The sequence below is a fragment of the Marinifilum sp. genome, assembly GCF_965230805.1.
Classification (GTDB): Bacteria; Bacteroidota; Bacteroidia; order Bacteroidales; family Marinifilaceae; genus Marinifilum.
Genome location: NZ_OZ246019.1, coordinates 2,902,859 through 2,928,526 on the forward strand (window position 1 = coordinate 2,902,859; position 25,668 = coordinate 2,928,526).

The following is a 25,668-nucleotide window of genomic DNA, read 5'->3' on the forward strand; positions in this document are numbered from 1 at the left end:
CCATAATTTATTCGAGGCTTATTTTAAATTACTTGCTTTGCTATATGATTTGCAACTAATTTTGGAAATGGATAATTCTCAGCATCCTGTTTTTTTATAAAACTAAAACTCTCGAATCTTTTAATTTGTTCAGCATCAATTTCAATATGGATAAAGCTTGTATTAATATTTTGATGCGTTAATTTGTGTACGATATTATCACTAATTGACTGTATTACCAAATCCTTATTGGCAAAAATATCTTTCCATTGTTTTGATTGTATTATTTTGTCGGTAGTCATTAGTCTATCAAACTCAATTAAAGGATACTGAAACATGTTTTTCCAGATATCTTTACTTTCTCGTTTTTCAATTGCAAATCGACCAGAACAAGATATGAACAAATAGTAAAAGTAGCGATCCTTAGGATTAATTTGTTTACTCTTTTTTGGTAATTGATCTACTCTGTTTGATTTAAACGCAAAACAACTTGCATGAATAGGACAAGTATCACAATTGGGAGATTTCGGTGTGCATTGCAATGCTCCAAATTCAATAATGGCTTGGTTGTATATTTCAGGGCTGGCATTACCCATAGTTTCTTGTGCAAGCTTCTGAAATAGTTTTTTCCCTTCACTACTATCGATAGGAGTTTCTACGCCAAATATTCTTGCAAGTACTCTATATACGTTTCCATCTACTGCGGCATAAGGCAAGTTATATGCAAATGATGATATGGCTGCTGCGGTATATGTACCTATCCCTTTTAAGGAAAGTATCTCCTTATATGTTTTTGGAAATATACCATTATATAGGGTATGAATTGTTTTGGCAGCATGATGAAGATTTCTGGCTCTGGAATAATAACCTAATCCTTGCCATATATTTAAAACTTCTTGCTCATCAGCCAATGCTAAATCCATTACAGTAGGAAACCTACTTGTAAATTTGTTATAATAGTCAGTTGCAGTAACAACTCTTGTTTGTTGTAACATGATTTCTGAAATCCATATTAAATATGGGTTCTTTGTATTTCGCCAAGGAAGGTCTCGTTTATGGTTGCGATACCAGTTTATGATTTGGTTATTAAGCATCTCGAATAAAATAAGGGATTCAACTTTTTTCAAAAATGCACAAAAATATTTGTTTTCGATTTCGTTAATATCTGGAAATCTTATATATTTGCATTCTGATTTGAGGAAATGATGTTGTAAATAATTGATAATTAAAGATTTTTTAAGAGATGACTAAAGCGGATATTGTTAACGAGATTTCTAAAAACACTGGAATTGAGAAAATTACAGTTCAGAAAACTGTAGAAGCTTTTATGGATACTATCAAAGGTTCATTGGTAAAAGGAAAGAATGTGTATTTGAGAGGTTTCGGAAGTTTTATCGTTAAGAAAAGAGCAGAGAAAACTGCAAGAAACATTTCTAAAAACACAACAATTATAATCCCAGAGCACTTTATCCCAGCTTTCAAGCCTGCGAAAACTTTCGTAAGTAAAGTGAAAACTAACGTAAAGTAGTTTAAGATTTTTAAATTAATTAAATAATTCGAAGTTATGCCTAGCGGAAAAAAAAGAAAAAGACATAAGATGGCTACGCACAAGCGTAAAAAGAGACTAAGAAAAAATCGTCATAAGAAGAAGAAATAGCTTTCTTATAGCTTGTTTTGTAAGAACGAAATAAATAAACCTAAAGAACTTTTTTAGTACTTTAGGTTTATCTATTTGTAAGAACTGATTAACTTTAATAAAAATAAGAATAATTTAAGTAGTGAGTAACGAGCTTGTAATTGATGTAAATCCTAATGAAATTGTAATTGCTCTGCTTAGCAACCGACAGTTGGTGGAGCTTACCAGAGAAAAAAGTAATCTTCAATTTGCAGTAGGAGATATATATTTGGGGAAGGTAAAGAAGATAATGCCCGGTTTAAATGCTGCGTTCATTGATGTTGGTTATGAAAAAGATGCATTTTTACATTATCTGGATCTGGGACATCAATTTCGATCACTAAATAAATTCTTACAACAGGCCTTGGCAAGAAAAGGTCGAAACCTTTCGGTCTCAAAAATGAGATTGGAAAAAGATATTGATAAGAATGGAAAAATGTCTGATGTTGTTAAATCAGGACAGTACATTCTGGTTCAGGTTGCCAAAGAGCCAATATCTACAAAAGGTCCGAGACTTTGCTCGGAGATATCCATAGCAGGGCGTAACATTGTTCTGATGCCTTTTTCTGATAAAGTTTCCATCTCTCAGAAAATTAAATCAACCGAAGAAAAGAAACGACTCCGCCAGCTGCTTCAAAGCATTAAGCCTAAAAATTATGGTGTGATCGTAAGAACTGTGGCCGAAGGGAAACGTGTTGCTGAATTGGATCAGGAACTTAGGTCTTTGGTTGAGAAATGGGAGGGAAGTTTCCAACACATTAGAGATATGTATCCCCCAAAATTGGTTTTGGGAGAAATGGATAGAACGACTGCCATTTTGCGTGATATTTTGAATTCATCCTTCGAAAATATCTATGTAAATGATGCCAGTGCTGCAAAAGATATAAAAAACTACATAGCTGGAATCGCTCCTGAAAAATCAAAAATTGTGAAGCATGTTACAGGTGATACGCCAATTTTTGATCAGTTAGGTGTTGACAAGCAAATTAAATCTTCATTCGGAAAAACCGTTTCTTTCAAGAATGGTGCGTACCTAATAATAGAGCATACCGAAGCTTTTCATGTAATCGATGTGAACAGTGGTAATCGGTCGAAAGCAGGCAACGATCAGGAAACGAATGCGGTAGAAGTTAATTTGTCGGCTGCGGAAGAAATCGCTCGTCAGCTTCGCTTGCGCGATATGGGTGGAATTATTGTGGTTGATTTTATTGATATGCATTCTGCTGAAAACCGTCAGAAGGTTTTCGAACGTATGAAAGATATAATGGGACGGGACAGAACCAAACACAATATCTTGCCATTAAGTAAGTTTGGTTTAATGCAGATTACTCGCCAACGAGTTCGTCCCGAAATGAATATTGAGATTCAAGAGACTTGTCCAACATGTCTTGGATCGGGGAAAATAGCTCCTGCAGTTTTACTAACCGATCAGATTGAAGAAAAATTGAAATCAGTTGCTCAAACTGGTGAGAAGAATTTAACTCTTAAGGTGCACTCATATGTTGCTGCCTATATTAATAAAGGTTTCTGGAAGTCATTAAGAAGACAATGGCAAACAAAATTGGGAGTGAAATTATCCGTTAAAGAAGTACCATCTTACGATTTCCTGGTATTTAAAATTTTCGATAAGAATAATCAGGAAATCGAATTGTAAGTTCTTTTCGATCATTACGCTTGAATCCTCTTAGCACATGTTTAAGAGGATTATTTGTTTATACTGGTCTACCTCGGGTTATACTCGTATTATGGGTTTGATATTTATAATCATTATAAGTTGAAACTGTTCTTTGCCTGAAAAAGAATGCCTACTTTTGAAAGTTTGCCTTTCGGAAAAATGGTAAGCCGCTTTAATCTTTTTAAAATTTAAATTACGTATGGAAAAATACGATGTGATTATTGTAGGAGCCGGTCCTGCCGGTATTTTTTGTGCTTACGAATTAGTAAAAAAACGAGACGACTTAAAAATTTTAATCCTCGAAAAGGGAAGAGGCATGGACAAGCGTTCATGTCCGAAACACACCAATGGCGGTATTTGTGTACACTGTAAACCCTGCAGTATTACAACGGGTTGGGCAGGAGCAGGAGCTTTTTCTGATGGAAAGCTGTCTTTATCGCACGAGGTGGGAGGAACTCTTCCCGATTACTTGGGAGTTGAAGAAACCATTGATTTGATTAAGTACACCGATGATATTTATTTGGAATTTGGAGCTGCAACAGATATTCATGGTAAAGAATTAACACCTGCAATGGAGAAAATTCGTCGCAAAGCAATTGAGTCGAATTTGAAACTGGTTCATTGCCCGGTAAGGCATCTGGGAACTGAAAAAGCGCAAGATCTTTACAGGCGATTATACGAATTTGTTACTTCGAAAGGAGTGGAAGTACAGTTTAATTGTGCGGTTGAAAGCTTAATTCTGGATGGTGACAAAATTAAGGGAGTTAAGAATGGAAAAGGCAGCTATTATGCCGATTTGGTTATGGTTTCGGTGGGCAGAGATGGTGCTGATTGGCTGATGAAGGAATGTAGCAAGGAAAGTATCTCTACCGAGGTTGGTGTTGTTGATATAGGGGTACGTGTTGAGTGCAGAAACGAAATCATGCAGGATATCAATGAGAATTTTTACGAAGCCAAACTGATTCACTATACTCAAACCTTCGACGATAAAGTGAGGACTTTCTGTAGCAATCCGGGTGGATTTGTTTCATCGGAATATTACGATGGTGATTTAGCGGTGGTGAATGGCCATAGTTACAAGGATCTGAAAAGTGATAACACAAATTTTGCCTTGTTGGTTTCGCAAAAATTTACTGAACCCTTTAAAGCGCCAATTGAGTATGGAAAGCACATTGCACGATTGGCCAATATGCTTACCAACAATCAGATCTTGGTGCAGCGATTTGGAGACTTGGTTCGCGGACGCAGAACAACTTCTAAACGCTTGTATCGCAACAATATTATCCCAACATTAAAAGATGCTATCCCGGGAGATATGAGTCTGGTTCTGCCGCATCGTATTTTAAAGGACATTGAAGAAATGATTTATGCACTGGATAAGGTAACACCAGGCTTGGCTTCCGATGAAACTTTATTGTATGGAGTAGAGGTGAAATTCTACAGCAATATCACGAAAGTGGATGAAAGTTTTCAGTCTACTTCGGTTAAGAATCTCTATTTGGGAGGCGATGGCGCCGGGATTACACGTGGTTTAATGCAAGCCTCGGTGAATGGAGTTGTGATTGCCAGAGAGTTGCTTAAGCATCTGTAAAGCATATTTGAATTTTAACTAACGTGAGTTCGACGTAAAATTCTATCCACAGAAAGTTATATTTGGGATAGATTTGCATTAAAAATTTGGAAAGAATAGCGGGCTATTTTGAGGAATTTTTAATGTGAAGATGTCGTAAAGAGAACTTTCTATTATGTGTTTGCCTGCTTTCTGCATAAATTTCCTCAAATCTTCTTGAAATATCCCGATATTCCTTCGAAAATTTGAAAAAAATTCTACTCAAAATCAGATCAAACTGTGAACGAATTTTACCTCGAACTCACGTTAGTTAGGATGGAAACCAAACAGATTTAAACATCCTTCTCATGCTTTAGTTTAGCGACCGGAAAAATCAAAATAGAGTTCCTTTGCTTGCATAACTCCCTGCATATAACACCAGTTTTATTATGAAGTAAGTCTTTAATTGTTTCATAATAAAACTGGTAGAAACAGCGGTCTAATCCATTTGCCAAATGTTGCAGTTTGTAGGGTCTGATGTCATTTGTCTTTTTTTAAGACTGCTTCGTCTAAAACAACGAATGTTCTGCCTTCTTCGTTATTAACCATTTTAAAAAAGCTGCAATTTATACATCCCAATAGCTTTTCATCAATATCGCCTTGAGTGCCTTTGTTGCAAAGTGTTCCTTTAACAGTCCAGCAGCTTCTTCCGGCATTAATTCCATTATTTATACCGGTATTAGCAACCGATGTACTTGCAGGGCAAACTCCCAATTCTTTTGCGTTTTCTCCTCCTATTTCTCTGCCACATTTAAAGTATTCCCAACAATTTAATTTACTCATAAGCGTACGTCTCCTTCCCCAAAATAATTCTACTCTTTTCCTATCTGATAATTGATCTGAAAAAACAGATTTATTCAATTATCATCAAGCACCTGTATCAAGCATATGTTTTTTTAAATTCCAAAGTCTTTTGATTTCATTGTTGCTGCGACCTTCAAGCTTTAATAAGCCCGAATAAGGATCTCCGGTAATGTTTAAAAGTTTGGCAAAGGCTGGCTCGGTTTTTATGCCCAATTCCTTTAGCTTAATTACCTCTTTGTTAAAATCTTCTCCTAATAATTTTAAGATTCGATCCTCAATTAGCATGTGTCTGTATGAATTCTGAGCCGTTACCGGATAGGCCGACCCATAAATTTCAATATTAAAACCTTCGAACTTAAAGTTGGCGATTACCACCCAGTATCCGGCTTTTTCTTTTTGCTCAATTTTGAATCCTTCGTATTCCCCAAAAATTGATTCTACAATTCGTTCGAAACGATCGGCATCGAAAAATCTGCAGGCAATATCCAAATCGCTTTCTTTAACCGATATCCCAATAGGAATGCTACCTGTTAAAGTTGGATTGTATTCGGCAAGAGAGTCAAAAATGCCAAGATTTAAAAGGCAATTGTATGCTTTAAACTGCACAGCCGAACCGCTTTTAAGATAAATGATATTTCTCCAATCTTTATTGATATCGCGAAACTGTTCATCTAATATTTGTTTCGCATCTTCAATGTTTGAGTATTCAAATGCTTTAACTTGAGCACAACCGGCTATCATTGCCGAAACTTGCTTTTTGCTATTCTTTCTGTACAAGCAAACAATTGGTTTGTTAAACTCGGCAGCACGGCCAATTTCATAGCCAACACCAAGCGATGGAGTGCTTACCTCAGCCACCACAACATCCGATTCCATCACCCATTTTAAATCGCGATCGTGAATTTCTTCGTCTGACAAGTTGTTTTCTAAAACTTTTGAGCCGATATGCTCGGTTAAGACAATACCGTAATTTTTTAATTCACTTATTATTTGTTTGTAGATATCAGCGTCCTCATGTCCGCCTCGGATTGATCCGGAGAAGTATATTTTCATACTGAGTTGTTTAGATTGTTCTTTTATTCTGTTCGCGTAATTCTAATATAATTTAAATCTGTATATATTCCAATAGTTCAATATCTACTTCCTGTAATTTTACTTCAAATCTACCTTATGCCGGTTTTATTATAACAAGCATGATAAAAATCATTAGTAAGCATACAGGGTAATGATTATTTTGATCTGATTGATTTAATCCGGCGAATGGTAATAAAATTATAAACAGATGAAAGAATGAGATTTATTTCATGATAATACTGGGGTTGGTTTAATGGAATCAATTCAATTTTATTCTTACAGGTTCGGGGATTAATTTCTGAAGTCCTTTTGCCTGTGGTGAGTTAATGTCGATATATTTCCAATTGCTTGATTTTTTATTGGCAATTGCCACCATCGATCGGTTTGCCTGTATCGTAAATGAATTGCTATCTGCGTTGTACTTCACATTTTCTTTTCCAAACTCTTGTTCGAATTTTGCTTGAACCAAGGATGAACCTTGCGACATCAATCCTGATAGTTTCACTTTCACCACACCGTAGTAATGTATCTTGCAATACTTCTCGTTGCCCCATTCAACCACATTCGAAATTCTAGTTATCGATTTAAAATCCGTAGTCATTTTAACCCCCATGCTGTCCATGCCTTTCATTAGCATGATCATGTTTTCTTTACTCATCATCTCAAAAATGCGCGGATACAACATTTCTGTAACAACATCCCATTCTTTGTTGTTAAAAGCGGTGGTATAGCTAAGGAGGTCTTTTTCGAATGTGTTTTTCAGATTTTTCTGAGCAAATGCAGTTGAAAATATCAATACAAGTGCTAGTAAGCTTACAATTTTCTTCATGTTCATATCTTTTATTTCGCCTGAATATAGCAAAAAGGATCTTGTACACAGACTTAAAAGATGTTAAAACAGCTTATTTATAAGGCTCTGTTTCTTAAATGTCGCATTGTTTTGTTGCAAATGAAATGCACCTTTTACAAATCTATCGAATCACTTTTGAGGCAAGTTGTGGCATACTGCAAGCCATATTGTATTAATTTGATTCAATACAAGCATTGCTTTTACTTGTACGACCTGTCATCTGTATCCTTCTACCCGTTGTTGTTGGCCTTCTATCTGCCAATGTTTCACTATTTGTTAATAAGTGCGCCGTTCTACCTGCCAATTGCATCGTTCGTGTTGATATCTTCATCCTTCGTGTTGATAAGTGCACCGTTCTACCTGCCGTCTGCATCGTTCTACCTGTCATCTGCATCGTTCCACCTGTCATCTGCACGCTAATTGTTAATAAGTGCAATTCATTTGCAAGGAATAACTTAAGCATTGGCAGGTAGAAGAATGCATTTCTTAGGTCGTAAGCAAGCAATGGCAGCTCGAAGCGTGCATATGGCTAGTCTCTCGCTAACATTAATGGGTAGAATGGTGCCGATGACAGATAAAAGGAAGCAGATGCCAAGTAAGACCCCAACATTGGCTATGATTAGGGCTGATCTGTTAAGGTTCAGCCTTACATTTTTGGCAAGAAGGTGAAAAATGGAGAAAATTTCTTCTTAAAATCAGTGCAAACTGTGAACGAATTTTACGTCGAACTCACGTTATAATATCAATTCTGAGTTAAAATGATTGATGTTTAATGCTTTTATTCATGCCTAGTGTAAAGAATGCTAATTCCCCGAACTAATTTTTTGACCTATTTTCCTTTCTACTGCGTTAAGCTTTTTCGCCGTAGCTGCGGCTATGCCTGTAAACCTTGCCTTGTAAAAAGAAAAATATTTTCAAAAACTTTAATTCGTTTTATTAACACTCTTCACACTAGCAGTTTCGAAGATGCCGGATGCTCTTGCTTGGGGGAGGGTTTCGATGCTTTGCTACTAAGGGCCTCATTTCGAATGAGACCCTTAGCTTATAATCTTGGTTTTATGATGAGATAAATTATAAGCAGATGAAATAAGTCTTATTTATTGCTTATACCCTTATAAATTACTCCAGCCTAATCTTACAATTGTTGGCTCTGATATTCAATTTCGAGATTGATTTTTTGGTTCCAACTTTTCCTTTTGCCACAAAGGTGTTTTTATCGGCAGTAGCTTCGTTCTTTAGTGTAAAATCATTCGAGTTATCGAACTTTACCGATTTGTGGTTGATTTCGTAATCGAGATTGCAGCCCTTCATAAAGCTCAGGCCAATATGAGCAGATCTGGAATCAATTTTGATGAATGAAAACATGTTGTTAATGTTGAATACATTGATGTGTCCATATCTGAGTTCATAATCGATTTCATCTCCCATTTGAGCGAGTTCAAATTTTGAAAAAACAGATGAGCCGTAAAGTGTTTCAATTTCTTTAATATCAAATTTATCACGTGATGATTTGATATTTAGGTGATCGATAACCTGAATGTGGTATTCCGAATCGCGGCTTTCGCCGGAAATTTTATCAGCATTTTCAATTTTGATATCAGAACCTGCCGCATCCAGTTCGGTACTGGCTAGTTGGTTGACCTTTACATTCACATTGGAAAGTTTTAATCGGTTGTTACCATTTAAACTATTGGCAGTAAAGTTCCCACCGTTTTGATCCAGGTTAAATTTAGCATTGTGATCATCCATAAAAACATCGCCATTCTTTTGAATGATCTCAAGATTAACGGAAGCGGGCATTTGCACAGTGTACGAAATCTTAATTTTACCTTTATTAAATAAGGAGTTGCTTAGTTTCTTAATGGAGAAGAAATCGCCCAAAACAGTTTGTGCTACCAATTGCTGGCCACCTTCGGTAAAGTCGATGTTAATGTTATCGGCTATGGTTTCGTTCTTGTCTGGTTTCGATCCGTCAGCAGTAATTAAAACTTCGAAATGAATTTCATCTTTGTCCCAATTTTTTACTTGAACTTTTCCGTAGTGAGCTTCAATCTTCAGATTCTCAACAGTTTTAAATGTTTTGTCTATTTTTTTGTGTTTGGCTGCGTTAAGCGATCCGCTAATCAAGCAAGCGCATAGTAAGGCGAGTACTAATCGATACATATTGTGTGTAATTTTTAGTTTTAAAAATACTTCTCTCAAAATTAATGGAATTAAAACTTTCTTCCTGATAATGATTGTGTGTATGTGCGAATTTTAACAAAGATTAAGAGAAGCAGGGCAAAAAACAGAGTAATTCTGCCGATATAGTCTCCGTGCTCTGTATAAAATGTTTTACCATTTAATAAACTCAGATTACCAGAAAGTATTGTTTTATTCCACCAACTTGTTTTAGCAATTATCGTGCCTTTAGAGTTGATGTGAGCAGAAATTCCATTGTTGGCAACACGAATGTATTCGCGACGAGTTTCGATAGCCCGTAAACGGCTAAAATTAAAATGGTGCTTATAGCCAGGAGTATTTTTCCACCATCCATCGTTGGTGATCATGCAAATAAAACCTGATTTTTCGGGAACTCGTTGTGCACAGTAATCGCTAAATATAGATTCGAAGCAAACAATTGGAACGATTAGCGCCGAATTAGCCGTAAAATAATCGGTTTCGTTTCTGCTACTGTAGGTTCCGTTATAGCCACCAATCTCCAACGAGTATTTATTCAAAAATCCCAAATATCTGTCGAAAGGAATCCGCTCGAACATGGGCACCAGTTTGGTTTTGTGGTAAAATTGCGGCGAAGAATCGCTAATCAGAAGTGCTGAGTTGAATGATTCATCTTCAATTTTACTGTGCACTCCAATCAGGAAGTCTGTTTTTGGATATCTTTTTTTAAGATTGCTTAATTGCTGATAGTACTGCGAGGCAATTGGATTATTTTCATTTATAGATTGTAGAACCAGAGTTTCCGGACCAAATAGGAAATCTGGTGCATCTGTTTTACAAACCGAATCGGCAAGTCTTATGAATTCATTGAAATGCTTTTGCTCGTTTTCTGATACAAATTTCTCGGTATACGGATCGAGGTTGGGTTGAATTAATGCAAATGTTCGCTTTTCTTTACTGTTTTCAGGTTTACTATCATTGCAAATTGATGAAAAGAGCAGAGGAAATCCAAATAGAATCATCAATACAACAATCTTAGAATATTTAAAATCGTTTTCTTTACGGATTATCTCAAAAATACTGTAGTTGATGAGGATGATCCACATACTTCCGCCTCTTGTACCTGTGTATTCGTACCACTGCACCCATGAAGTAGCCGAGGCAAAGGCATTTCCCAGGTTCAGCCATGGCCAGGCCAAATCCCATTGGGTGTGGAAAAATTCAAAACCCAACCAGATAATCAGAAATGGAAACAGAATGGAGATACGAAGTGTTCGTCTTGCGATACTGATGAACCAAAATATCAGCGAAAGCAGCATTGAGTTTAAAATAGCGATTAGGAATACGCCAGCTAGATGTGCTTGCGCAACCCACCAATAAGCCATTGCATTCCATACAAAAAAACTTAGAAATGTATAATTGTAAAGCAGATACGGGTTGTGATGATCTGAAAGTTTTCTTTCTAAGAAAAGGAGTGGAAGCCAAGCAAAAAGAATCAGGAAAAATAGTGATGGGATACAAAATGGGATTCCCAGTAAAATTCCGGAGCTTAGAGCAAGAAGCAGGTTTTTATTCACAATTATCGATGTGTTAGATTAACACCCACTAAAATAATGGCAATGGATACGATTTGTGCGATACTAATGTAATCGCCACCAATTACAATGCCCCAGAAAATGGCAACAATTGGAATGATATACGCAATGGAAGCAGCAAAAACATGCGATGATTGTTTGATGAGGCGATTGTAGAAGATAACACCAGTAAAAGTTAGTAAGGCAAGCAAACTAAGCATTAAAGCGCTATTGGAGAAATTCTGGGCTGCCAATGGCGTGCTAAGATCTGTAAATGCAAGGTAGCATCCGGCCATAGGACCAACAAAAAGGAAGGCTAAAGAAGCAATTTCGGTACCATTAAGGTTTGGTAAGGCAAAACTTATGATGTTAATGCTGGCAGCAACCGAAACCATGGCCATAAAAACAAAGAAAATGCCCAATAAATGCGTTGTTCCGTGCGATTCTCCCGAAAAGATAATGATTAATGTTCCTGCGAAACCAAGCACTAAACCACCGATTACTTTGCTGTTGGTTTTGTTTTTAAAAAGTAGGATTGCCAATAATAAAGTGATTGTGGGCAGCATGGCAGTTAGCATGCCGGCAATCGAGGAACTGATTAAGGTTTGAGCTTTGGCAAAAAAGTAGGAGGGACCAATATTTCCGGTCACCCCTGATAGTAGTAAAGGAATGATATTATTCTTGTTGAGCTTTTTAAAATTTTTAAATATTAAAGGAGTAAAAAGTAAGAACGACAGGAAAACCTGAAATGCGGCTACTTGATCGTGGCTAAAACTTTCGAGTGCCATCTCCCTTAAAATATATGGGCTTCCCCAAATGAATGCAACCAGTAATAGTAAAAACCAATTGTTTTTTTTGTTCGATCCTTTCATGATTATAAGAGATGTTACACTATTCCTTTTCTTCTTCGAAAGCTTTGTATTTGGCAGTTAAATCAGAAATTAACTGGCTAAAAGTTGTAACAGCAGCAATGGTTTCTTTCGAAATTTCTTTCTGTTGAAGTTTTAGCATTAAGGTGCCATATAGTGCAGTAAGACAAACTTCAATATCATTATTGTCTTCTTTAGCTTGAGATTTCAGACGGAATTCGGCGATATTTCCGGCAGCTTTTTCGAATAATCCAATATGTGCAGCATCCTTTTTGTTGTTTAAAAGGTGCAGGTGGTAATCGAACAACTCATTTACATTGTTTTTTAGAATCTGCAAATGTCCGCGCTCTTCCAGCTTTTCAATTTTCATCATTTCAATCAGGTTCTCGTACCATGTTCTAATTTCTTGATGTTTTTCATCGTCTTGTTTGAACTGAGAAATGATGTTTTTATCAATGGCTTCGATATCGAATTTATATGCTCTCAATATATCTTCAACTTGCCACATGTATAAGATGTATTCTGCCAAGTTGGTTTTTCTTTTTTCCTGTGCTATTATCATGATGATACAATTGTCAGTTATTGGTTATCAGTTATCACTACCTTCGGTAATACTGCCTTATCCTCTTTTTAATTTATCAATTAATCGACGTTCCAGTTTTGTAGGACGACCTGTTCCTCTCTGGCGTTTTTCGAAGCCATGTGTTTTGGTAGCATTCAGCAAGTCCAGTTGATCTTGAGCGGTAATATCTTCTACAAAATCAACGGCTAGTTTAGCCGACATTCTTTTTCCGGATATTGCTTTTACTTGATAGCTGCGAATAATTGGAGGAACACGAATGTCAATTTTTTCATTCACTTTCACTTCGCGCGAAGGTTTAATGGTAACTCCATTAATGGAGACCTTGCCTTTTTTACAAGCATCGGCAGCCATGCTGCGGGTTTTAAAAATCCGAACTGCCCACATCCATTTATCAATTCTTACCTTCTCGTCCATATTTTATTGATTTATTTTCCGTTCTTCTTGGTGTTGTAGGCGGTCATGGTTCTTTGAATTCCAATTGTACTCATGCCTTTAATCATGTTAATACAGATCTTATAAAGTTCGGGCAATTTCTCTTTTTCTTCTTCTGTCCATTTTCCAAGAACGTAATCTACCTGTTGGCCTTTATGAAAATCATCGCCAATACCAAAACGAAGGCGAGCGTAGTTTTGGTGACCTAAAGTGGCATTGATATGTTTTAGTCCATTATGACCGGCATCGCTTCCTTTGGGGCGCAAGCGCAAGGTTCCGAAAGGAAGAGCAAGGTCATCAACCAGTATCATCATGTTTTCAACAGCGATTTTCTCTTTTTGCAACCAGTAATTAACGGCTTTTCCGCTAAGGTTCATATATGTGCTTGGTTTAACCAAGATATAAGTTCTGCCTTTAAATTTGTATTCTGTCATTGCGCCATATCTGGCATCTTTGAACTCAATTTTTGCAGTTTCGGCTAATGTATCTAAAATACTAAAACCAATATTGTGACGGGTATTGTGATATTCTGCACCAATATTTCCTAAACCCACAACCAGATATTTCATTGGATCATATTTTTTATCACGATCAGAGGAAGATAATTTCCCCATTATATTTTTCAGGAATTGTATCATAACACATCCAAAGTTAGAATAATTGTTTAAATCTAATGATGAGTTTTGATATTGGAAAATACAGGATTAACCTGATTTCAAATAAAAAACCTCCCATGCCATTGGCTGGGAGGTTGTATTTTGTGCCAGAGAATAAATTATTCTTCTGCGGTTGAAGCCTGTGCAGCAGCACGAGCAGCTCTTGTAAGCTTAACTTGAACAACTACGGCATTCTTAGCATTTAATAACTCAAGGTTATCGAAAGCAAGTTCTCTAATCTGAGTACTCTTACCCAAACCTAATTCAGTTACATCGATAGGCAAGAATTCAGGAAGATCTTTCATTAAACCTTTAACTTTTAGTTTTCTCAAGTTAACTGCCAATTTACCACCGGCCTGAACACCTTTTGCAAACCCTTCAACTTTGATAGGAATCAATACTTCGAAAGCTTTGTCTTCGAATACTTGGTAGAAGTCAGCGTGAATAGCTTTGTCAGTAGTAGCGTGGAATTGAACCTCTCTCATAACTGCAGTAAACTCTTTACCTTCGATATCGAATTTTACGATGAAAGTTTCAGGAGTATAAAGCAATTTGTTGATGTCCTTCTCGCTAATTGCAAAGTGAATGTTTTCTTCACCACCGTACAACTCACAAGGAACCATTTCTTCTCTACGTAAAGCTTTAGTCGCTTTCTTTCCTAAGTCAGTTCTTAAAGAACCTTTTAATTCTAAAGTTTTCATTTGATATGAATTTTGTGCTACTCAATGCCATCATCAACACCCGGTAAAAAAGGTTCAGCTAACATCCCATCACACGTTTATAAATTGTTTTTACCTAAAAAATCGGCGCAAAGATAATGATTATAAAATAAAATTGGAACTGATTGATTCGCAATTGTAAACATTCAGAATTGTTTTAGCGAAAATTTCAGCAATACTCAATGCTTTGATCATTTCATGCTCTTCCTTTAATGGAATGGAATTCGTAAAAATGACTTCCTCAAGAGCTGAATCTTCGATTCTATCGTAAGCGGGACCAGAAAGAACAGCATGAGAAGCGATAGCACGTACGCTTTTTGCTCCTTTTTCTTTAAGCATATTTGCAGCTTTGGTAATGGTTCCGGCAGTATCGATCATGTCGTCAACAATTACTACATTTTTGCCATCAACCTCGCCAATAGCCGTCATTTCGCCAATCACATTTGCTTTTTCCCGGCGCTTGTGGCAGATGGCAATATCGGCATGAAGATATTTAGCGTAAGCATGTGCTCTTTTACTACCACCCATATCAGGAGATGCCACAACAAGGTTTTCTAGTTTTAATTCCTCAATGTATGGCAGAAGAACTGATGAACCATACAAATGATCAACTGGTATATCGAAGAAGCCTTGAATTTGATCTGCATGTAAATCCATAGTCATTACGCGATCAACCCCGGCAGCCATTAAAAGGTTGGCAACTAATTTTGCACCGATTGCTACTCTTGGGCGATCTTTTCGGTCTTGACGAGCAAAACCAAAATAAGGAATTACTGCGCAAACTTTATAAGCCGATGCTCTTTTGGCTGCATCAATCATTAGCAAAAGTTCCATTAAATTATCCGTTGGAGGATAAGTTGATTGAACGATAAAAACATGGGCTCCACGAACGGTTTCCTCATAAGCAGTTTCAAACTCTCCATCGCTAAATCGGATTATGCTTGACTCTCCAACAGTCAAACCGGCAGCTTCGGCTATTTTAGCAGCCAAGTGCTCGCTATTCGATCCAGCAAAGATTTTAATCGGGGCTTTCATTAAAGTATATTTTATTTATAAATCAGATAAATTTTTACTGTGCAAATTTAAAAATTATTGATGCAAAAAAATTAAATAAATCTTTTAACGGCAAATATTTTTGCCAATTGATTCCTTTAAGTTTTACAGTTATTTAGATTAAAAAGAAGATTTCTTTAACAGAGATCTTCTTCGCATATTTTAGGCATTTATTCCCTTGTCATTTTAATTGTTTCCTCGATATATTTTAATATTTCATCCTTTCCCAATCCTGATGATGATGAACTGATAAAATAAGGAGGCATTTCTTCCCATGATTCGAGCATCACCTTTTTGTAGGTATTAATGCTTTCGTTAAGTTTTTGTTTTGTAAGTTTGTCGGCTTTGGTAAAGATGATTGAAAAAGGGACTTCGTTAATACCGAGCCATTCCATAAATTCGGTATCCTTAGCTTGTGGTTCGTGTCGCGAATCAATCAGCACAAAAAGGGTAACCAAATTGGGTCTGTTTTCGATGTATTTAAATATTAATCGTGAAAAACGCTGGCGAGTATTTTTTGCAACTTTTGCGAATCCATATCCGGGCAAATCCACCAAGAACCAATCCTTATTAATTAAGAAATGATTTATTAATTGGGTTTTACCAGGTTTCGAAGATGTTTTTGCCAAGTTTTTATTGTTGGTAAGCATGTTAATCAAGGATGATTTACCAACATTTGAACGCCCTATAAAAGCGTACTCTGGCTTGTCAGGTTTCGGACATTTATTAACATCTGAATTAGACATTACGAATTCTGCTACAGTAATATTCATTGGTTCTCCGTTTTCGTGCGCAAATGTATACAGATTCTGACATAATCCGAAATAAAATCATTTTAGTTTGGACAAAATAAAAAACCTCTTCTCGATAGGTTGGGAAGAGGTTTAATTCTATAAAACTGGTGTTACTTGATATATACTTCAAGTATTTCAGTTTTTCCTTTTGGGAATAATAATATACTCTCTAATGCCGCGGGGATTAAAACCGTTTCGCCTTTAGCAACTTCTATGGTATGTCCACCTTCGCTTTCAATGGTAAAATCACCATCCAAACACATGTAAATAACGAAAGAGTCTAGTTGTGAATAATCTTTTTCGATTTGCTTATCGAATTCAAGCGTATTGGTTGTAAAATACGGACAGCGCACCAGCTCCTTGGTTTCGTTAAGCTCGGTTTTGTAGTCTGTTCTGTATTTTTTTTCATAGCTGTAATCAATGGCATCAACAGCCAATTCGGTGTGCAATTCCCTCGGATTTCCCTGATCATCGGTTCGGTTCCAATCGTACATGCGATACGTAACATCTGATGTTTGCTGAATCTCGGCTAGTAAAATGCCTTTGCCAATTGCATGAACTCTGCCAGCAGGAATAAAGAAACAACTTCCTTTTTTAACAGGTTCGTTGTTAAGAATCTCTTCTAGTTTTCCTTCTTCTAGCTTGGCAACATACTTAGCCTTATCCACTTCCTGATTGAACCCAACAATTAATTCAGATCCTTTATCTGCCTCAATAACATACCACATTTCTGTTTTTCCAAATGCATTGTGTCTTTCTTTCGAAAGCTCATCGTCAGGATGAACCTGTATAGACAATACATCATTGGCATCGATAAATTTGATGAGTAATGGAAACTCCACTCCAAAGTTATCATAAACTTTATCGCCTACAAGGTCGCCCATGTAAACTTCAATTAGCTCTTCAAGATTATTTCCGGCAAGTTTTCCATTGCTCACTTGCGAAATATCTCCTGCTACTCCCGAAATTTCCCAACTTTCACCAGCATTTGGCAGTGGAGAAAAATCTTTGTTCAATACTGTTTTTAATTTGCTACCACCCCAGATTTTATCTTTTAGGATTGGTTTAAATTTTAGAGGATACAAACTCATGTCTATTCGATTAAATAATTTGATTGATGTTTATTCCTGCATTAGTATAAAATGAATCTCATTCTTTTGTCCTTTTGAGTTTATTTTTCCTAAAAAAAACATTGTCGTAAGGCTATGCCTCTATTTTCTTTCGCAGCTAAGCTCAAAAATCTTAAAACAATTTATAAGTCATTTCACAATAAAGCTGGTATTGTATGGCTTTAAGGATCTATATAAAAATTCACAACCGGCTGTTTTGCGATCATTTTTAAATAATTACTAATTTGCTTGCCGATTCATTGCAAAAGTATCAATTTTGCAGCAAACATCTAAATATCATACAACATGTTGATTATTGGAATTGCCGGAGGTACTGGTTCGGGAAAAACCACAGTGGTCAGAAAAATCATAGAAAAACTACCGCAGGGAGAAGTTGCAGTTTTACCTCAGGATTCATATTACCGGGATCATTCAGAAATGCCATTGGAAGAGCGTCAGGAGATTAACTTTGATCATCCAAGATCGGTGGAATTTGAGTTGCTGGTTGAACACATCAAACAATTAAAATGTGGAAAAACAATTGATCAACCTATATATTCATATCTAAGCTGTTTGAGGTCGGAAGAAACAATAAAAGTAGAGCCAAAAGAAGTTGTGATTGTAGAGGGAATCTTGGCTTTAACACAACCTGAGCTTCGCAATTTAATGGATTTAAAAATATTTGTTGATTGTGATGCTGATGATAGATTAAATCGAGTGATAAAACGGGATATTGTTGAAAGAGGAAGATCGGTTAATAAAGTACTGGATCGTTACGAAAAAACCGTTAAACCAATGCACTTGCAATTTATTGAACCATCGAAAAGATATGCGGATATTATTGTACCCCAGGGAGGAAATAATATTGTAGCCATTAATATTCTTACTCATTTTATCGAGAAGAATCTGGTTATGAAATTTTAAATTGAGAATAAGATATTGCAAGGAGATTTTGTTTGAATCTCTATTTTTTATATCTTCTTTCGGTATTTATGATAAACCTTTGCTATGCTTAATAAGATCAAGGCGGATAGTTTACTTTTTATTGATATAGAGACTGTTTCGGGCACAGAAGATTTTGAACAACTTTCTCCAAAGCTTCAAGATTTGTGGGAAAAGAAGTCAAATTATTTTAGAAAAGAAGATGAATCGGCAGCTGATGTATATCAGCGAGCAGGCATTTATGCTGAGTTCGGAAAAATTGTGTGCATATCAACGGGTATGATCGTTTATAAAGAAGGAGGACGCAAATTTGTTGCTAAATCTTTTTATGGAGATAATGAGCGATTGTTGTTGGAGGAGTTTGCAGATATGTTGACTCGATTTTGCAGTAAGCCATATCGTAACCTATGTGCGCATAATGGTAAGGAGTTTGATTTCCCTTATATTGCTCGGCGAATGTTGATAAATGGAATTGCATTGCCGGATATCTTAGATATAGCAGGCAAAAAGCCCTGGGAGGTGCAATTTATAGACACCATGGAGTTATGGAAGTTTGGTGATTATAAGCACTATACATCTTTGGCTCTATTGTGTGAGATCTTTAATATTCCTACACCTAAAGATGATATAGATGGGTCTATGGTAGGTGAAGTTTATTGGAAAGAAGGAGATTTAAAACGTATTGCCATTTATTGCGAGAAAGATATCTTAGCTACGGCACAATTGTTTTTGCGCTACCAAGGAGAACCTTTAATACCAGAAGAAAATTTTGAAAGAAAATTGTTGTAATTACTTTGTTATTGTACAATAATTTGACTTTTTTCGTGTTTAACAATTCAACAAAGATTAAATAATCTAAACCTGAAAAATAGTAAAGAATGAATCATTCAATTTATAAGAACTTTTCGCTTGCCATATTAATGGTGGGATCGCTTTCATTGTTTTCATGTGGAGGCAGTAGTGGAGGAGATGAGGAAGAATTTGAGTTTAGATCATCAGACTTGACTAATAAATATTGGTATGCGAATCCATATAGGAATCAAAACTTCACAACTGATGATGCCCTACTAGTATATAAATTTAACGGAAATGGAGATTTAGTTAGGCAAGATTATAGTGGAAGAAGGGATGATTCTGATGCAGGAAATTGGAATCTATCTTATGATAACACTTTAACTATAGATGATAAAACCACAGGAAATGTAAGAGAATATACAATTGATAAATCATCAACAAGTAATCATTTATTTCTAAAAAGTTCATTGGGTAATTGGGATTTTTATTCTGATTTTGATGAGTTGGAGGATTTGACTGCTGATGCATCAATAGTTAAAGAAGTTGTACTTTCTAATGGTAGTTTCGGTAGTAAATATCGTTATGAGTTTGAAGTGGAAGGAGAGTTTGTAGAACAAGCAAAAGTAATTTTAAAGTCCACGAGTTTTGATCTGGTTGAAGCAAGCAATGCTGATGGAAAGATTGTTTGGAAACTATCAGAAAATGATGCAAAAAATTATTACGATACTTTTGAAGGTGCAGAATTGGCAAAATTCTACGTGAAAATGAACACGGGAGAAGAGTATAAATTAGAAGATAATATCGAAAATACGGATATCGAATCATTAAATATTGAAGCTGTAGCAATTGAGCATGGTACTGGAACAGGACCACTTTCGGTTAGTGCAGAGTGGAAAGCCATTGATAATGAGAATGCATTCTATTATGTACAGATTCTAAATTCTAACAAGGATGAGAATAATCCTTTGGTAACTTCAAACTGGCAACCAGAACAGAATTCAAGTGATGGAACTCAATCAATTACTTTGTCTGAAACAAATGCTGGAGATTTTGGTTTAAGTCTGGGCGAAGTTTTTTATGTGAAGGTTGTAGCCTTTTTGTATGAAGATGGAATTAATCCTTATCAAGGAGACATTCACGATTATAACAAACAGGCAAAATCAATGTATATTCGTTCTGGAGGAGAATGGTAAGAATAATTTTATAATATCATAAAAAGACTCCGCAATTTGCGGAGTTTTTTGTTTTAATCCAATACAAAATACTCAATGGTTTTTACCAATAGCCTTGGTTGTTCTGCATGAACCCAATGTCCTGCCTTGGGAATAGTGGTAATTTCGGCATAGGGGAAAATGGTTCGAATCAATTGATGATCATCATCGGTAATATAGTTTGATCTTTCACCTCTAATGAACAAAACTGGGAAACCAGTAATTCCTTTTCCTTTCTGGAATTTTTCCTGATCTGTTCCATCCATTATTTGCGGAAGATACTCGCTGATGGTTTTAATATTTAGTTTCCAAACGAATTCTTTAGTGTCGTTCCGTTTTAGGTTTTTAAGTAGGAATTGCCGAACCCTTTCACTACTAATGCTATTCGATAGTTTCTGATCAATTTCCGTTCTGCTTTTATAAGCAGTTAAATCAAAATTCAACATTGCAGAAACAATATTTGCATGATCTATGGTTTGCGGAGCGTAATCTGATATTTTTGTATAGTTTTTGGGGGCAATATCAACAACAATTAAATTGTTTACCCTTTCAGGATAATCTACTGCAAAAAACATTACAGTTTTCCCGCCCATCGAGTGGCCAAGAAGAGTCGCTTTCTTAATATCATGATCATCCATTAATTCTAATAAATCTTCCTTTAAGTTTTGGTAAGTATGAGAATCCGAATGAGGCGAAGTACCATGATTTCTTTGATCTAGAATAAAGACTTCGAAATTGTTGGCTAACTCTTTTGCAACACTCAACCAGTTGTCCGAAGATCCATATAATCCATGAACAATGATTAATGGAGATCCTTCACCAATTTTCCTATAATTCAACTTCATAGAGTAATGCTATTTTAATAACAAACAGTTATAAAGATATAACAGATCTTTAGATTGTAAAAAGAAAGGGTACCGTACTGGCACCCTTTAAAAAGTATATTTTGAATGATTTATTTCAGACACTTTTTGTACATCTGTACGGTGTTTTCCAAGCCAAAATACAATGCATCAGAAATTAAGGCATGACCGATTGAAACTTCGGCTAGGTTTGGAATTTCTTGATAAAAATATTGAAGATTTTCCAGGCTCAAATCATGACCAGCATTAATTTCGAGTCCCAATTCATGAGCTCTTTTTGCTGCAGTAACAAAAGGATGGACAGCTTCCTCTTTATTCTTTGAGTACTCTGTAGCATAAGGTTCTGTGTACAACTCAATACGATTGGTTCCAGTTGCAACGGCACCTTCAATGTTCGCCAAATTTGTATCTACAAAAATAGAGGTTCTGATCCCGGCAGCTTTAAATCGAGAGATGATATCAATTAATAGATCTTTATTTTTTACAGTATCCCAGCCTGCATTCGAAGTGATTGCTTCAGGTGGATCGGGGACCAAAGTAACCTGTTCCGGTTTTACTTCAAGAACCAGTTCCATAAAATCTTGCGAAGGGTATCCTTCAATATTGAACTCGGTTGTTACCAAAGGTTTTAAATCTCTAACATCTTGGTAACGAATGTGTCTTTCATCAGGGCGAGGGTGAACAGTAATTCCTTCGGCACCAAATCTTTCGCAGTTTACAGCTGCTTCGCAAACATTAGGAGTGTTGCCTCCTCTGGCATTTCTTAATGTCGCAATTTTGTTTATATTTACACTTAATCTAGTCATTTTAATAGAGTCTTAAATAAAAAGGAATGGCGGGTAAAAACAGTAATAGATTTTGTAAAAAGTCTACCCATCGGCAAAAATATAAGTAATTCCTAGAAAAACTATGTATGATCGCAAAAGATTTAATTTCTGACTTGGTTCCTGTTTTAAGGGAGGCTGATACTGGAATTCAGGCATTGAACTGGATGGAGATTTTTCGTGTTTCACATTTACCAATTGTAAAAGGAGATGAGTTTTTAGGGTTAATATCAGATAATGATATATATGACTTAAATCAGGCCGAAGAGCCAATCGGAAAGCAAAAGCTATCCTTGTTTAGTCCTTATGTAATGGAAAGTCAGCACATCTACGATGTGATTGAAATAATTTCGAGATTAAAGCTTACTGTGATCCCTGTATTGGAAGATGAAAAAACCTATGTAGGTTTAATAACCTTAAACGATCTAATGCAGTACATAGAAAGAATTTATTCTGTTCGCGAACCAGGAGGAATTATAGTGCTTGATCTAAACTCGGTGGATTATTCACTTAGTGAAATTTCTCAAATTGTAGAAGGGAACGATGCTAAAATATTAAGTCTGTACGTAAAATCTGCTGCTGATTCAAGAAAGATTGAACTCACCCTAAAGATAAATCGTAGTAATATTACCTCAATAATTCAGACATTCTTGCGTTACGATTATACAATTAAGACCACTTATGTACGTGAAGATGATATTAAGGATGTGCTTGAAGATCGCTACAACTCATTCATGAGGTTTTTGAATATTTAATTTCCAGATCTTTTAAAGATGGAGTTTCAGAAATAAGGGAAACTTTTATATTTGTCTTTGCAGATTAGGTGTGATTTTATGTAGTTACATGAAATCATGTAATGGTAATAAATCAACTAAACAAACAATAATAAGATGAAGATTGCTCTATTTGGTAAGCTTTTTAATGAAAGCTTTACTGAAAGCTTTAAGCTAATGTTCGAAGATTTTATTAAGCATCAGGTTGAGGTAGATATCTATCAGCCTTTCTATGATTTCCTGATTCGTGATATTAATTTTAAACCACCAGTAAACAATTACTTTAATGGTTATCAAGATCTGGATAAAGATGTTGATTTCGTTTTCTCGGTTGGTGGAGATGGAACATTTCTCGAAGCTGTTACTTTTGTTCGAGATGCAGGAATTCCCATAGTTGGGATCAATAGTGGGCGTTTAGGGTTTATGGCGGATATTGCAGGAGATGAGATTCCTCAGGCTCTAACTAGCATTTTTCAAGGAAATTATACCATTGAAGAACGAAGTTTGTTGCAATTGGAGACTTTGAGAAATGGATTGTTTTCGGAATTTAATTATGCACTGAATGAATTTACTGTGCATAAAACAGATACAGCCTCGATGATTACCATTCATACCTATTTAAATAATGAATACCTTAATTCTTATTGGGCAGACGGACTAATTATCTCTACGCCAACAGGTTCAACAGCTTATTCTTTAAGTGTTGGAGGTCCGATATTAATTCCAAATACCCAAAACTTTATTATCTCACCAATTTCGCCACATAATTTAACGGTACGCCCTATTGTAGTTCCAGATCATCATGAAATTACCTTGCGCGTAGAAGGCAGAAGTGATAGCTATTTAGCTTCATTAGATTCTCGATCGTGTACATTTGAATCTTCAAATGAACTTAAAATTAAAAAATCGGATTTTCAAATTAAAGTTTTGAAATTAAGGAGTCATAGTTTTTACGGAACCTTGCGTAATAAGCTAATGTGGGGAGTTGATAAACGTAATTAATAATTTAATTGAGTGACTTTTTTATTTTAACAAAATTTAACTCTATCAGCATTATATTTTACCCCTGAAATAAGGATTTTTAAGATTATATGTTACTTTTGTAGCTTGTGAATGAAATTTGGGACGCTGCATCCTCTTTTAAGCAAGTCTTTTGGGTTGATTCAAGTCTTTTGTTTTACATTCGCCAGGGAAAAACAAATTTGTTTTTATGCGGAGACTGATTTTTGTGATACTCTTTTTTGTTGCTTATATAACGGCATATTCGCAAACCAAAGCAGAGTTAGGTTTTTACGGAGGTGTAGCCTATTATATGGGAGATATTAATCCAACTTATCACTTTTATTCAAATTCTGTTGCAATTGGCGGAATATACAGGTATAATTTTAATCCAAGGTATTCTTTAAGAGCAAGTATGATATTTTCTGGTTTAAAGGGAGATGATCTCGATGCAAAAAATTATTATCAGCAGAACAGAGGTGCTTCTTTTGATACCGATTTGGTTGACTTATCTCTTCAGGCAGAATTTAATTTTCAACCTTTTTGGGCACCGGCAAAATCAAAAACGAAAAGGTTGATTCCTTATGTAACGGCAGGAATCGGTTACCTTGCACCAAGCAGTACCGATTCATCCTTAACAATTCCCATGGGAGCTGGATTAAAATATAATCTGGGAGGAAGATGGACCGCTGCTTTAGAGTGGAGTTTTAGAAAAACATTCACTGACAAACTGGATCATTTGGATGATCCAAACAATTTTAATGAAAGCAACTTAATGCACAATAATGATTGGGCATCCTTCTTTGGAATCATGTTTAGTTATAAACTGTTTCCTGATAATGAAGAGTGTCATTCGTACGGTCGACTTGTAAAGTAATATATGTCATTCAAAGAAAAGATTATAAAAGAAAAGTTGCCTTCTCATTTGGCAATCATTATGGATGGTAACGGTCGCTGGGCAAAAATGCGTGGTGAGCACCGAATTGTAGGCCATCAGAATGGCGTTGAAGCGGTAAGACAAACTGTCGAAGGAGCCGCTGAATTGGGAATTTCTTATCTCACCCTTTATGCTTTCTCAACCGAAAACTGGAAACGTCCCAAGAATGAAGTTCTTGGCTTGATGTCGCTTTTGGTTGAGGCAATGGAAAACGAGACTCCAACTCTAATGAAGAACAATGTTCGATTAATGGCAATTGGAGATTTGAATAGCTTGCCTAATGAGGTAAAGGATAAATTAAATGGAACCATTGATACTACAGCTGCAAATACTGGATTAACATTAGTGTTAGCTTTGAGCTATAGCTCGAGATGGGAGATAGTTAATGCTGTAAAAGAGATAGCTGATAAAGTTGAGAACCAACAATTATCTGTCGATGATATTGATGATTCTATTTTTGAAAATCATTTGGCAACTGCAGGTATTCCTGACCCTGAATTGATGATCAGAACCAGTGGCGAAACAAGAATTAGCAATTTTTTGCTGTGGCAACTCGCTTATACCGAACTGTATTTTACCGAGCTTTTTTGGCCGGATTTTACCAAGGATGAATTATACAAGGCTCTGTATAATTATCAAATCAGAGAACGCAGGTTTGGTAAAATAAGTGAACAATTAACCGATAATTAAGAATTAACCATTATAAGTA

General features: G+C 35.9%; 28 protein-coding genes. 11 read left to right on the top strand and 17 right to left on the bottom strand.

Features of this window, described 5'->3' with window-relative positions; translation table 11 throughout:
- Window positions 1-23 precede the first annotated feature (23 nt).
- On the bottom strand, window positions 24-1,073 hold the full coding sequence (mutY, locus tag ACO05S_RS11720) for an A/G-specific adenine glycosylase (RefSeq protein WP_421918193.1): 1,050 nt from the start codon (window positions 1,071-1,073) through the stop codon (window positions 24-26).
- 149 nt (window positions 1,074-1,222) lie between these two features.
- Between mutY and ACO05S_RS11725 the strand changes: the two genes are divergently transcribed.
- From ACO05S_RS11725 to ACO05S_RS11735, 3 genes are all read left to right on the top strand, one after another.
- A complete protein-coding gene (locus tag ACO05S_RS11725) occupies window positions 1,223-1,507 on the top strand; it encodes an HU family DNA-binding protein (protein WP_054714163.1) in 285 nt (94 codons plus the stop codon).
- Window positions 1,508-1,757: 250 nt separating this feature from the next.
- A complete protein-coding gene (locus ACO05S_RS11730; RefSeq protein ID WP_421918194.1) occupies window positions 1,758-3,308 on the top strand; it encodes an Rne/Rng family ribonuclease in 1,551 nt (516 codons plus the stop codon).
- A gap of 220 nt (window positions 3,309-3,528) precedes the next feature.
- On the top strand, window positions 3,529-4,920 hold the full coding sequence (locus ACO05S_RS11735) for an NAD(P)/FAD-dependent oxidoreductase (RefSeq protein WP_421918195.1): 1,392 nt from the start codon (window positions 3,529-3,531) through the stop codon (window positions 4,918-4,920).
- Window positions 4,921-5,418: 498 nt separating this feature from the next.
- Here ACO05S_RS11735 and ACO05S_RS11740 read toward each other — a convergent pair whose 3' ends face one another.
- The 6 genes from ACO05S_RS11740 to lnt all read right to left on the bottom strand — a co-directional run bounded on the left by ACO05S_RS11740 (window position 5,419) and on the right by lnt (window position 11,325).
- Window positions 5,419-5,721, bottom strand: a complete 303-nt coding sequence (locus ACO05S_RS11740; protein WP_421918196.1) for a two-CW domain-containing protein — start codon at window positions 5,719-5,721, stop codon at window positions 5,419-5,421.
- Window positions 5,722-5,805: 84 nt separating this feature from the next.
- Window positions 5,806-6,795 carry a DUF4269 domain-containing protein gene (locus tag ACO05S_RS11745; RefSeq protein WP_421918197.1) on the bottom strand — a complete coding sequence of 330 codons (990 nt, stop codon included), beginning with the start codon at window positions 6,793-6,795 and terminating at the stop codon, window positions 5,806-5,808.
- A gap of 280 nt (window positions 6,796-7,075) precedes the next feature.
- Window positions 7,076-7,645, bottom strand: coding sequence for a hypothetical protein (locus tag ACO05S_RS11750; protein WP_421918198.1), 570 nt, complete (start codon window positions 7,643-7,645; stop codon window positions 7,076-7,078).
- A 193-nt stretch (window positions 7,646-7,838) separates the two neighbouring features.
- Entirely contained in the window at window positions 7,839-8,075 is a 237-nt protein-coding gene (locus ACO05S_RS11755) for a hypothetical protein (protein WP_421918199.1), read from the bottom strand.
- 710 nt (window positions 8,076-8,785) lie between these two features.
- The gene (locus ACO05S_RS11760) at window positions 8,786-9,829 is read right to left on the bottom strand and encodes a hypothetical protein (protein WP_421918200.1); all 1,044 of its coding nucleotides are present in this window, start codon (window positions 9,827-9,829) and stop codon (window positions 8,786-8,788) included.
- Window positions 9,830-9,879: 50 nt separating this feature from the next.
- Complete coding sequence (lnt, locus tag ACO05S_RS11765) at window positions 9,880-11,325, bottom strand: apolipoprotein N-acyltransferase (RefSeq protein ID WP_421921286.1); 1,446 nt, start codon at window positions 11,323-11,325, stop codon at window positions 9,880-9,882.
- On the opposite strand from lnt, the gene ACO05S_RS11770 reads away from it, so the two are divergent.
- Complete coding sequence (locus ACO05S_RS11770; protein WP_421921300.1) at window positions 11,238-11,420, top strand: hypothetical protein; 183 nt, start codon at window positions 11,238-11,240, stop codon at window positions 11,418-11,420. The genes lnt and ACO05S_RS11770 overlap by 88 nt on opposite strands.
- On the opposite strand, the gene ACO05S_RS11775 is transcribed toward ACO05S_RS11770, so the two are convergent.
- The 8 genes from ACO05S_RS11775 to ACO05S_RS11810 form a co-directional block, all read right to left on the bottom strand.
- Window positions 11,406-12,272, bottom strand: coding sequence for a DMT family transporter (locus ACO05S_RS11775; protein ID WP_421918201.1), 867 nt, complete (start codon window positions 12,270-12,272; stop codon window positions 11,406-11,408). The two genes, ACO05S_RS11770 and ACO05S_RS11775, sit on opposite strands and share 15 nt — an antisense overlap.
- A gap of 19 nt (window positions 12,273-12,291) precedes the next feature.
- Window positions 12,292-12,831: a DUF4924 family protein gene (locus ACO05S_RS11780; protein ID WP_421918202.1), complete on the bottom strand. Its 540-nt coding sequence runs from the start codon at window positions 12,829-12,831 to the stop codon at window positions 12,292-12,294.
- Between the two features lie 57 nt (window positions 12,832-12,888).
- Window positions 12,889-13,266, bottom strand: a complete 378-nt coding sequence (locus tag ACO05S_RS11785; protein ID WP_421918203.1) for an RNA-binding S4 domain-containing protein — start codon at window positions 13,264-13,266, stop codon at window positions 12,889-12,891.
- A gap of 11 nt (window positions 13,267-13,277) precedes the next feature.
- On the bottom strand, window positions 13,278-13,898 hold the full coding sequence (pth, locus tag ACO05S_RS11790; protein ID WP_421918204.1) for an aminoacyl-tRNA hydrolase: 621 nt from the start codon (window positions 13,896-13,898) through the stop codon (window positions 13,278-13,280).
- 161 nt (window positions 13,899-14,059) lie between these two features.
- Complete coding sequence (locus ACO05S_RS11795) at window positions 14,060-14,641, bottom strand: 50S ribosomal protein L25/general stress protein Ctc (protein ID WP_421918205.1); 582 nt, start codon at window positions 14,639-14,641, stop codon at window positions 14,060-14,062.
- Between the two features lie 120 nt (window positions 14,642-14,761).
- Window positions 14,762-15,682, bottom strand: a complete 921-nt coding sequence (locus ACO05S_RS11800; RefSeq protein WP_421921287.1) for a ribose-phosphate pyrophosphokinase — start codon at window positions 15,680-15,682, stop codon at window positions 14,762-14,764.
- Between the two features lie 200 nt (window positions 15,683-15,882).
- Window positions 15,883-16,485: a ribosome biogenesis GTP-binding protein YihA/YsxC gene (gene yihA / locus ACO05S_RS11805; RefSeq protein WP_421918206.1), complete on the bottom strand. Its 603-nt coding sequence runs from the start codon at window positions 16,483-16,485 to the stop codon at window positions 15,883-15,885.
- A gap of 131 nt (window positions 16,486-16,616) precedes the next feature.
- Window positions 16,617-17,597, bottom strand: coding sequence for a type I phosphomannose isomerase catalytic subunit (locus ACO05S_RS11810; protein ID WP_421918207.1), 981 nt, complete (start codon window positions 17,595-17,597; stop codon window positions 16,617-16,619).
- A gap of 324 nt (window positions 17,598-17,921) precedes the next feature.
- Here ACO05S_RS11810 and udk point away from each other — a divergent pair, with 324 nt between their 5' ends.
- The 3 genes from udk (at window position 17,922) to ACO05S_RS11825 (ending at window position 20,545) form a co-directional block, all read left to right on the top strand.
- Window positions 17,922-18,539 carry a uridine kinase gene (udk, locus tag ACO05S_RS11815; protein WP_421918208.1) on the top strand — a complete coding sequence of 206 codons (618 nt, stop codon included), beginning with the start codon at window positions 17,922-17,924 and terminating at the stop codon, window positions 18,537-18,539.
- Between the two features lie 84 nt (window positions 18,540-18,623).
- Complete coding sequence (locus ACO05S_RS11820) at window positions 18,624-19,346, top strand: 3'-5' exonuclease (protein ID WP_421918209.1); 723 nt, start codon at window positions 18,624-18,626, stop codon at window positions 19,344-19,346.
- 89 nt (window positions 19,347-19,435) lie between these two features.
- Window positions 19,436-20,545, top strand: coding sequence for a hypothetical protein (locus ACO05S_RS11825; protein WP_421918210.1), 1,110 nt, complete (start codon window positions 19,436-19,438; stop codon window positions 20,543-20,545).
- A gap of 53 nt (window positions 20,546-20,598) precedes the next feature.
- Here ACO05S_RS11825 and ACO05S_RS11830 read toward each other — a convergent pair whose 3' ends face one another.
- Window positions 20,599-21,408: an alpha/beta fold hydrolase gene (locus ACO05S_RS11830; protein ID WP_421918211.1), complete on the bottom strand. Its 810-nt coding sequence runs from the start codon at window positions 21,406-21,408 to the stop codon at window positions 20,599-20,601.
- Window positions 21,409-21,518: 110 nt separating this feature from the next.
- Window positions 21,519-22,232 (bottom strand): pyridoxine 5'-phosphate synthase, encoded by a 714-nt coding sequence (locus tag ACO05S_RS11835; RefSeq protein WP_421918212.1) that lies wholly within the window; start codon window positions 22,230-22,232, stop codon window positions 21,519-21,521.
- Between the two features lie 107 nt (window positions 22,233-22,339).
- On the opposite strand from ACO05S_RS11835, the gene ACO05S_RS11840 reads away from it, so the two are divergent.
- The 4 genes from ACO05S_RS11840 to ACO05S_RS11855 all read left to right on the top strand — a co-directional run bounded on the left by ACO05S_RS11840 (window position 22,340) and on the right by ACO05S_RS11855 (window position 25,649).
- Entirely contained in the window at window positions 22,340-23,005 is a 666-nt protein-coding gene (locus tag ACO05S_RS11840; protein ID WP_421918213.1) for a CBS domain-containing protein, read from the top strand.
- A gap of 135 nt (window positions 23,006-23,140) precedes the next feature.
- Window positions 23,141-24,025, top strand: coding sequence for an NAD kinase (locus ACO05S_RS11845; RefSeq protein ID WP_421918214.1), 885 nt, complete (start codon window positions 23,141-23,143; stop codon window positions 24,023-24,025).
- A 208-nt stretch (window positions 24,026-24,233) separates the two neighbouring features.
- Window positions 24,234-24,899: a DUF6089 family protein gene (locus ACO05S_RS11850; RefSeq protein ID WP_421918215.1), complete on the top strand. Its 666-nt coding sequence runs from the start codon at window positions 24,234-24,236 to the stop codon at window positions 24,897-24,899.
- A 3-nt stretch (window positions 24,900-24,902) separates the two neighbouring features.
- Window positions 24,903-25,649 carry an isoprenyl transferase gene (locus tag ACO05S_RS11855; protein ID WP_421918216.1) on the top strand — a complete coding sequence of 249 codons (747 nt, stop codon included), beginning with the start codon at window positions 24,903-24,905 and terminating at the stop codon, window positions 25,647-25,649.
- Window positions 25,650-25,668 lie beyond the last annotated feature (19 nt).

Excerpts from the sequence above, each read along its gene's own strand:
- mutY (WP_421918193.1), bottom strand. The coding sequence starts at position 1,073 with ATGCTTAATAACCAAATCATAAACTGGTATCGCAACCATAAACGAGAC.
- ACO05S_RS11725 (WP_054714163.1), top strand. The coding sequence starts at position 1,223 with ATGACTAAAGCGGATATTGTTAACGAGATTTCTAAAAACACTGGAATT.
- ACO05S_RS11735 (WP_421918195.1), top strand. The coding sequence starts at position 3,529 with ATGGAAAAATACGATGTGATTATTGTAGGAGCCGGTCCTGCCGGTATT.
- ACO05S_RS11740 (WP_421918196.1), bottom strand. The coding sequence starts at position 5,721 with ATGAGTAAATTAAATTGTTGGGAATACTTTAAATGTGGCAGAGAAATA.
- ACO05S_RS11745 (WP_421918197.1), bottom strand. The coding sequence starts at position 6,795 with ATGAAAATATACTTCTCCGGATCAATCCGAGGCGGACATGAGGACGCT.
- ACO05S_RS11750 (WP_421918198.1), bottom strand. The coding sequence starts at position 7,645 with ATGAAGAAAATTGTAAGCTTACTAGCACTTGTATTGATATTTTCAACT.
- ACO05S_RS11755 (WP_421918199.1), bottom strand. The coding sequence starts at position 8,075 with ATGACAGGTGGAACGATGCAGATGACAGGTAGAACGATGCAGACGGCA.
- ACO05S_RS11760 (WP_421918200.1), bottom strand. The coding sequence starts at position 9,829 with ATGTATCGATTAGTACTCGCCTTACTATGCGCTTGCTTGATTAGCGGA.
- ACO05S_RS11770 (WP_421921300.1), top strand. The coding sequence starts at position 11,238 with ATGTATAATTGTAAAGCAGATACGGGTTGTGATGATCTGAAAGTTTTC.
- ACO05S_RS11775 (WP_421918201.1), bottom strand. The coding sequence starts at position 12,272 with ATGAAAGGATCGAACAAAAAAAACAATTGGTTTTTACTATTACTGGTT.
- ACO05S_RS11780 (WP_421918202.1), bottom strand. The coding sequence starts at position 12,831 with ATGATAATAGCACAGGAAAAAAGAAAAACCAACTTGGCAGAATACATC.
- ACO05S_RS11785 (WP_421918203.1), bottom strand. The coding sequence starts at position 13,266 with ATGGACGAGAAGGTAAGAATTGATAAATGGATGTGGGCAGTTCGGATT.
- pth (WP_421918204.1), bottom strand. The coding sequence starts at position 13,898 with ATGGGGAAATTATCTTCCTCTGATCGTGATAAAAAATATGATCCAATG.
- ACO05S_RS11795 (WP_421918205.1), bottom strand. The coding sequence starts at position 14,641 with ATGAAAACTTTAGAATTAAAAGGTTCTTTAAGAACTGACTTAGGAAAG.
- yihA (WP_421918206.1), bottom strand. The coding sequence starts at position 16,485 with ATGAATATTACTGTAGCAGAATTCGTAATGTCTAATTCAGATGTTAAT.
- ACO05S_RS11810 (WP_421918207.1), bottom strand. The coding sequence starts at position 17,597 with ATGAGTTTGTATCCTCTAAAATTTAAACCAATCCTAAAAGATAAAATC.
- udk (WP_421918208.1), top strand. The coding sequence starts at position 17,922 with ATGTTGATTATTGGAATTGCCGGAGGTACTGGTTCGGGAAAAACCACA.
- ACO05S_RS11820 (WP_421918209.1), top strand. The coding sequence starts at position 18,624 with ATGCTTAATAAGATCAAGGCGGATAGTTTACTTTTTATTGATATAGAG.
- ACO05S_RS11825 (WP_421918210.1), top strand. The coding sequence starts at position 19,436 with ATGAATCATTCAATTTATAAGAACTTTTCGCTTGCCATATTAATGGTG.
- ACO05S_RS11830 (WP_421918211.1), bottom strand. The coding sequence starts at position 21,408 with ATGAAGTTGAATTATAGGAAAATTGGTGAAGGATCTCCATTAATCATT.
- ACO05S_RS11835 (WP_421918212.1), bottom strand. The coding sequence starts at position 22,232 with ATGACTAGATTAAGTGTAAATATAAACAAAATTGCGACATTAAGAAAT.
- ACO05S_RS11840 (WP_421918213.1), top strand. The coding sequence starts at position 22,340 with ATGATCGCAAAAGATTTAATTTCTGACTTGGTTCCTGTTTTAAGGGAG.
- ACO05S_RS11845 (WP_421918214.1), top strand. The coding sequence starts at position 23,141 with ATGAAGATTGCTCTATTTGGTAAGCTTTTTAATGAAAGCTTTACTGAA.
- ACO05S_RS11850 (WP_421918215.1), top strand. The coding sequence starts at position 24,234 with ATGCGGAGACTGATTTTTGTGATACTCTTTTTTGTTGCTTATATAACG.
- ACO05S_RS11855 (WP_421918216.1), top strand. The coding sequence starts at position 24,903 with ATGTCATTCAAAGAAAAGATTATAAAAGAAAAGTTGCCTTCTCATTTG.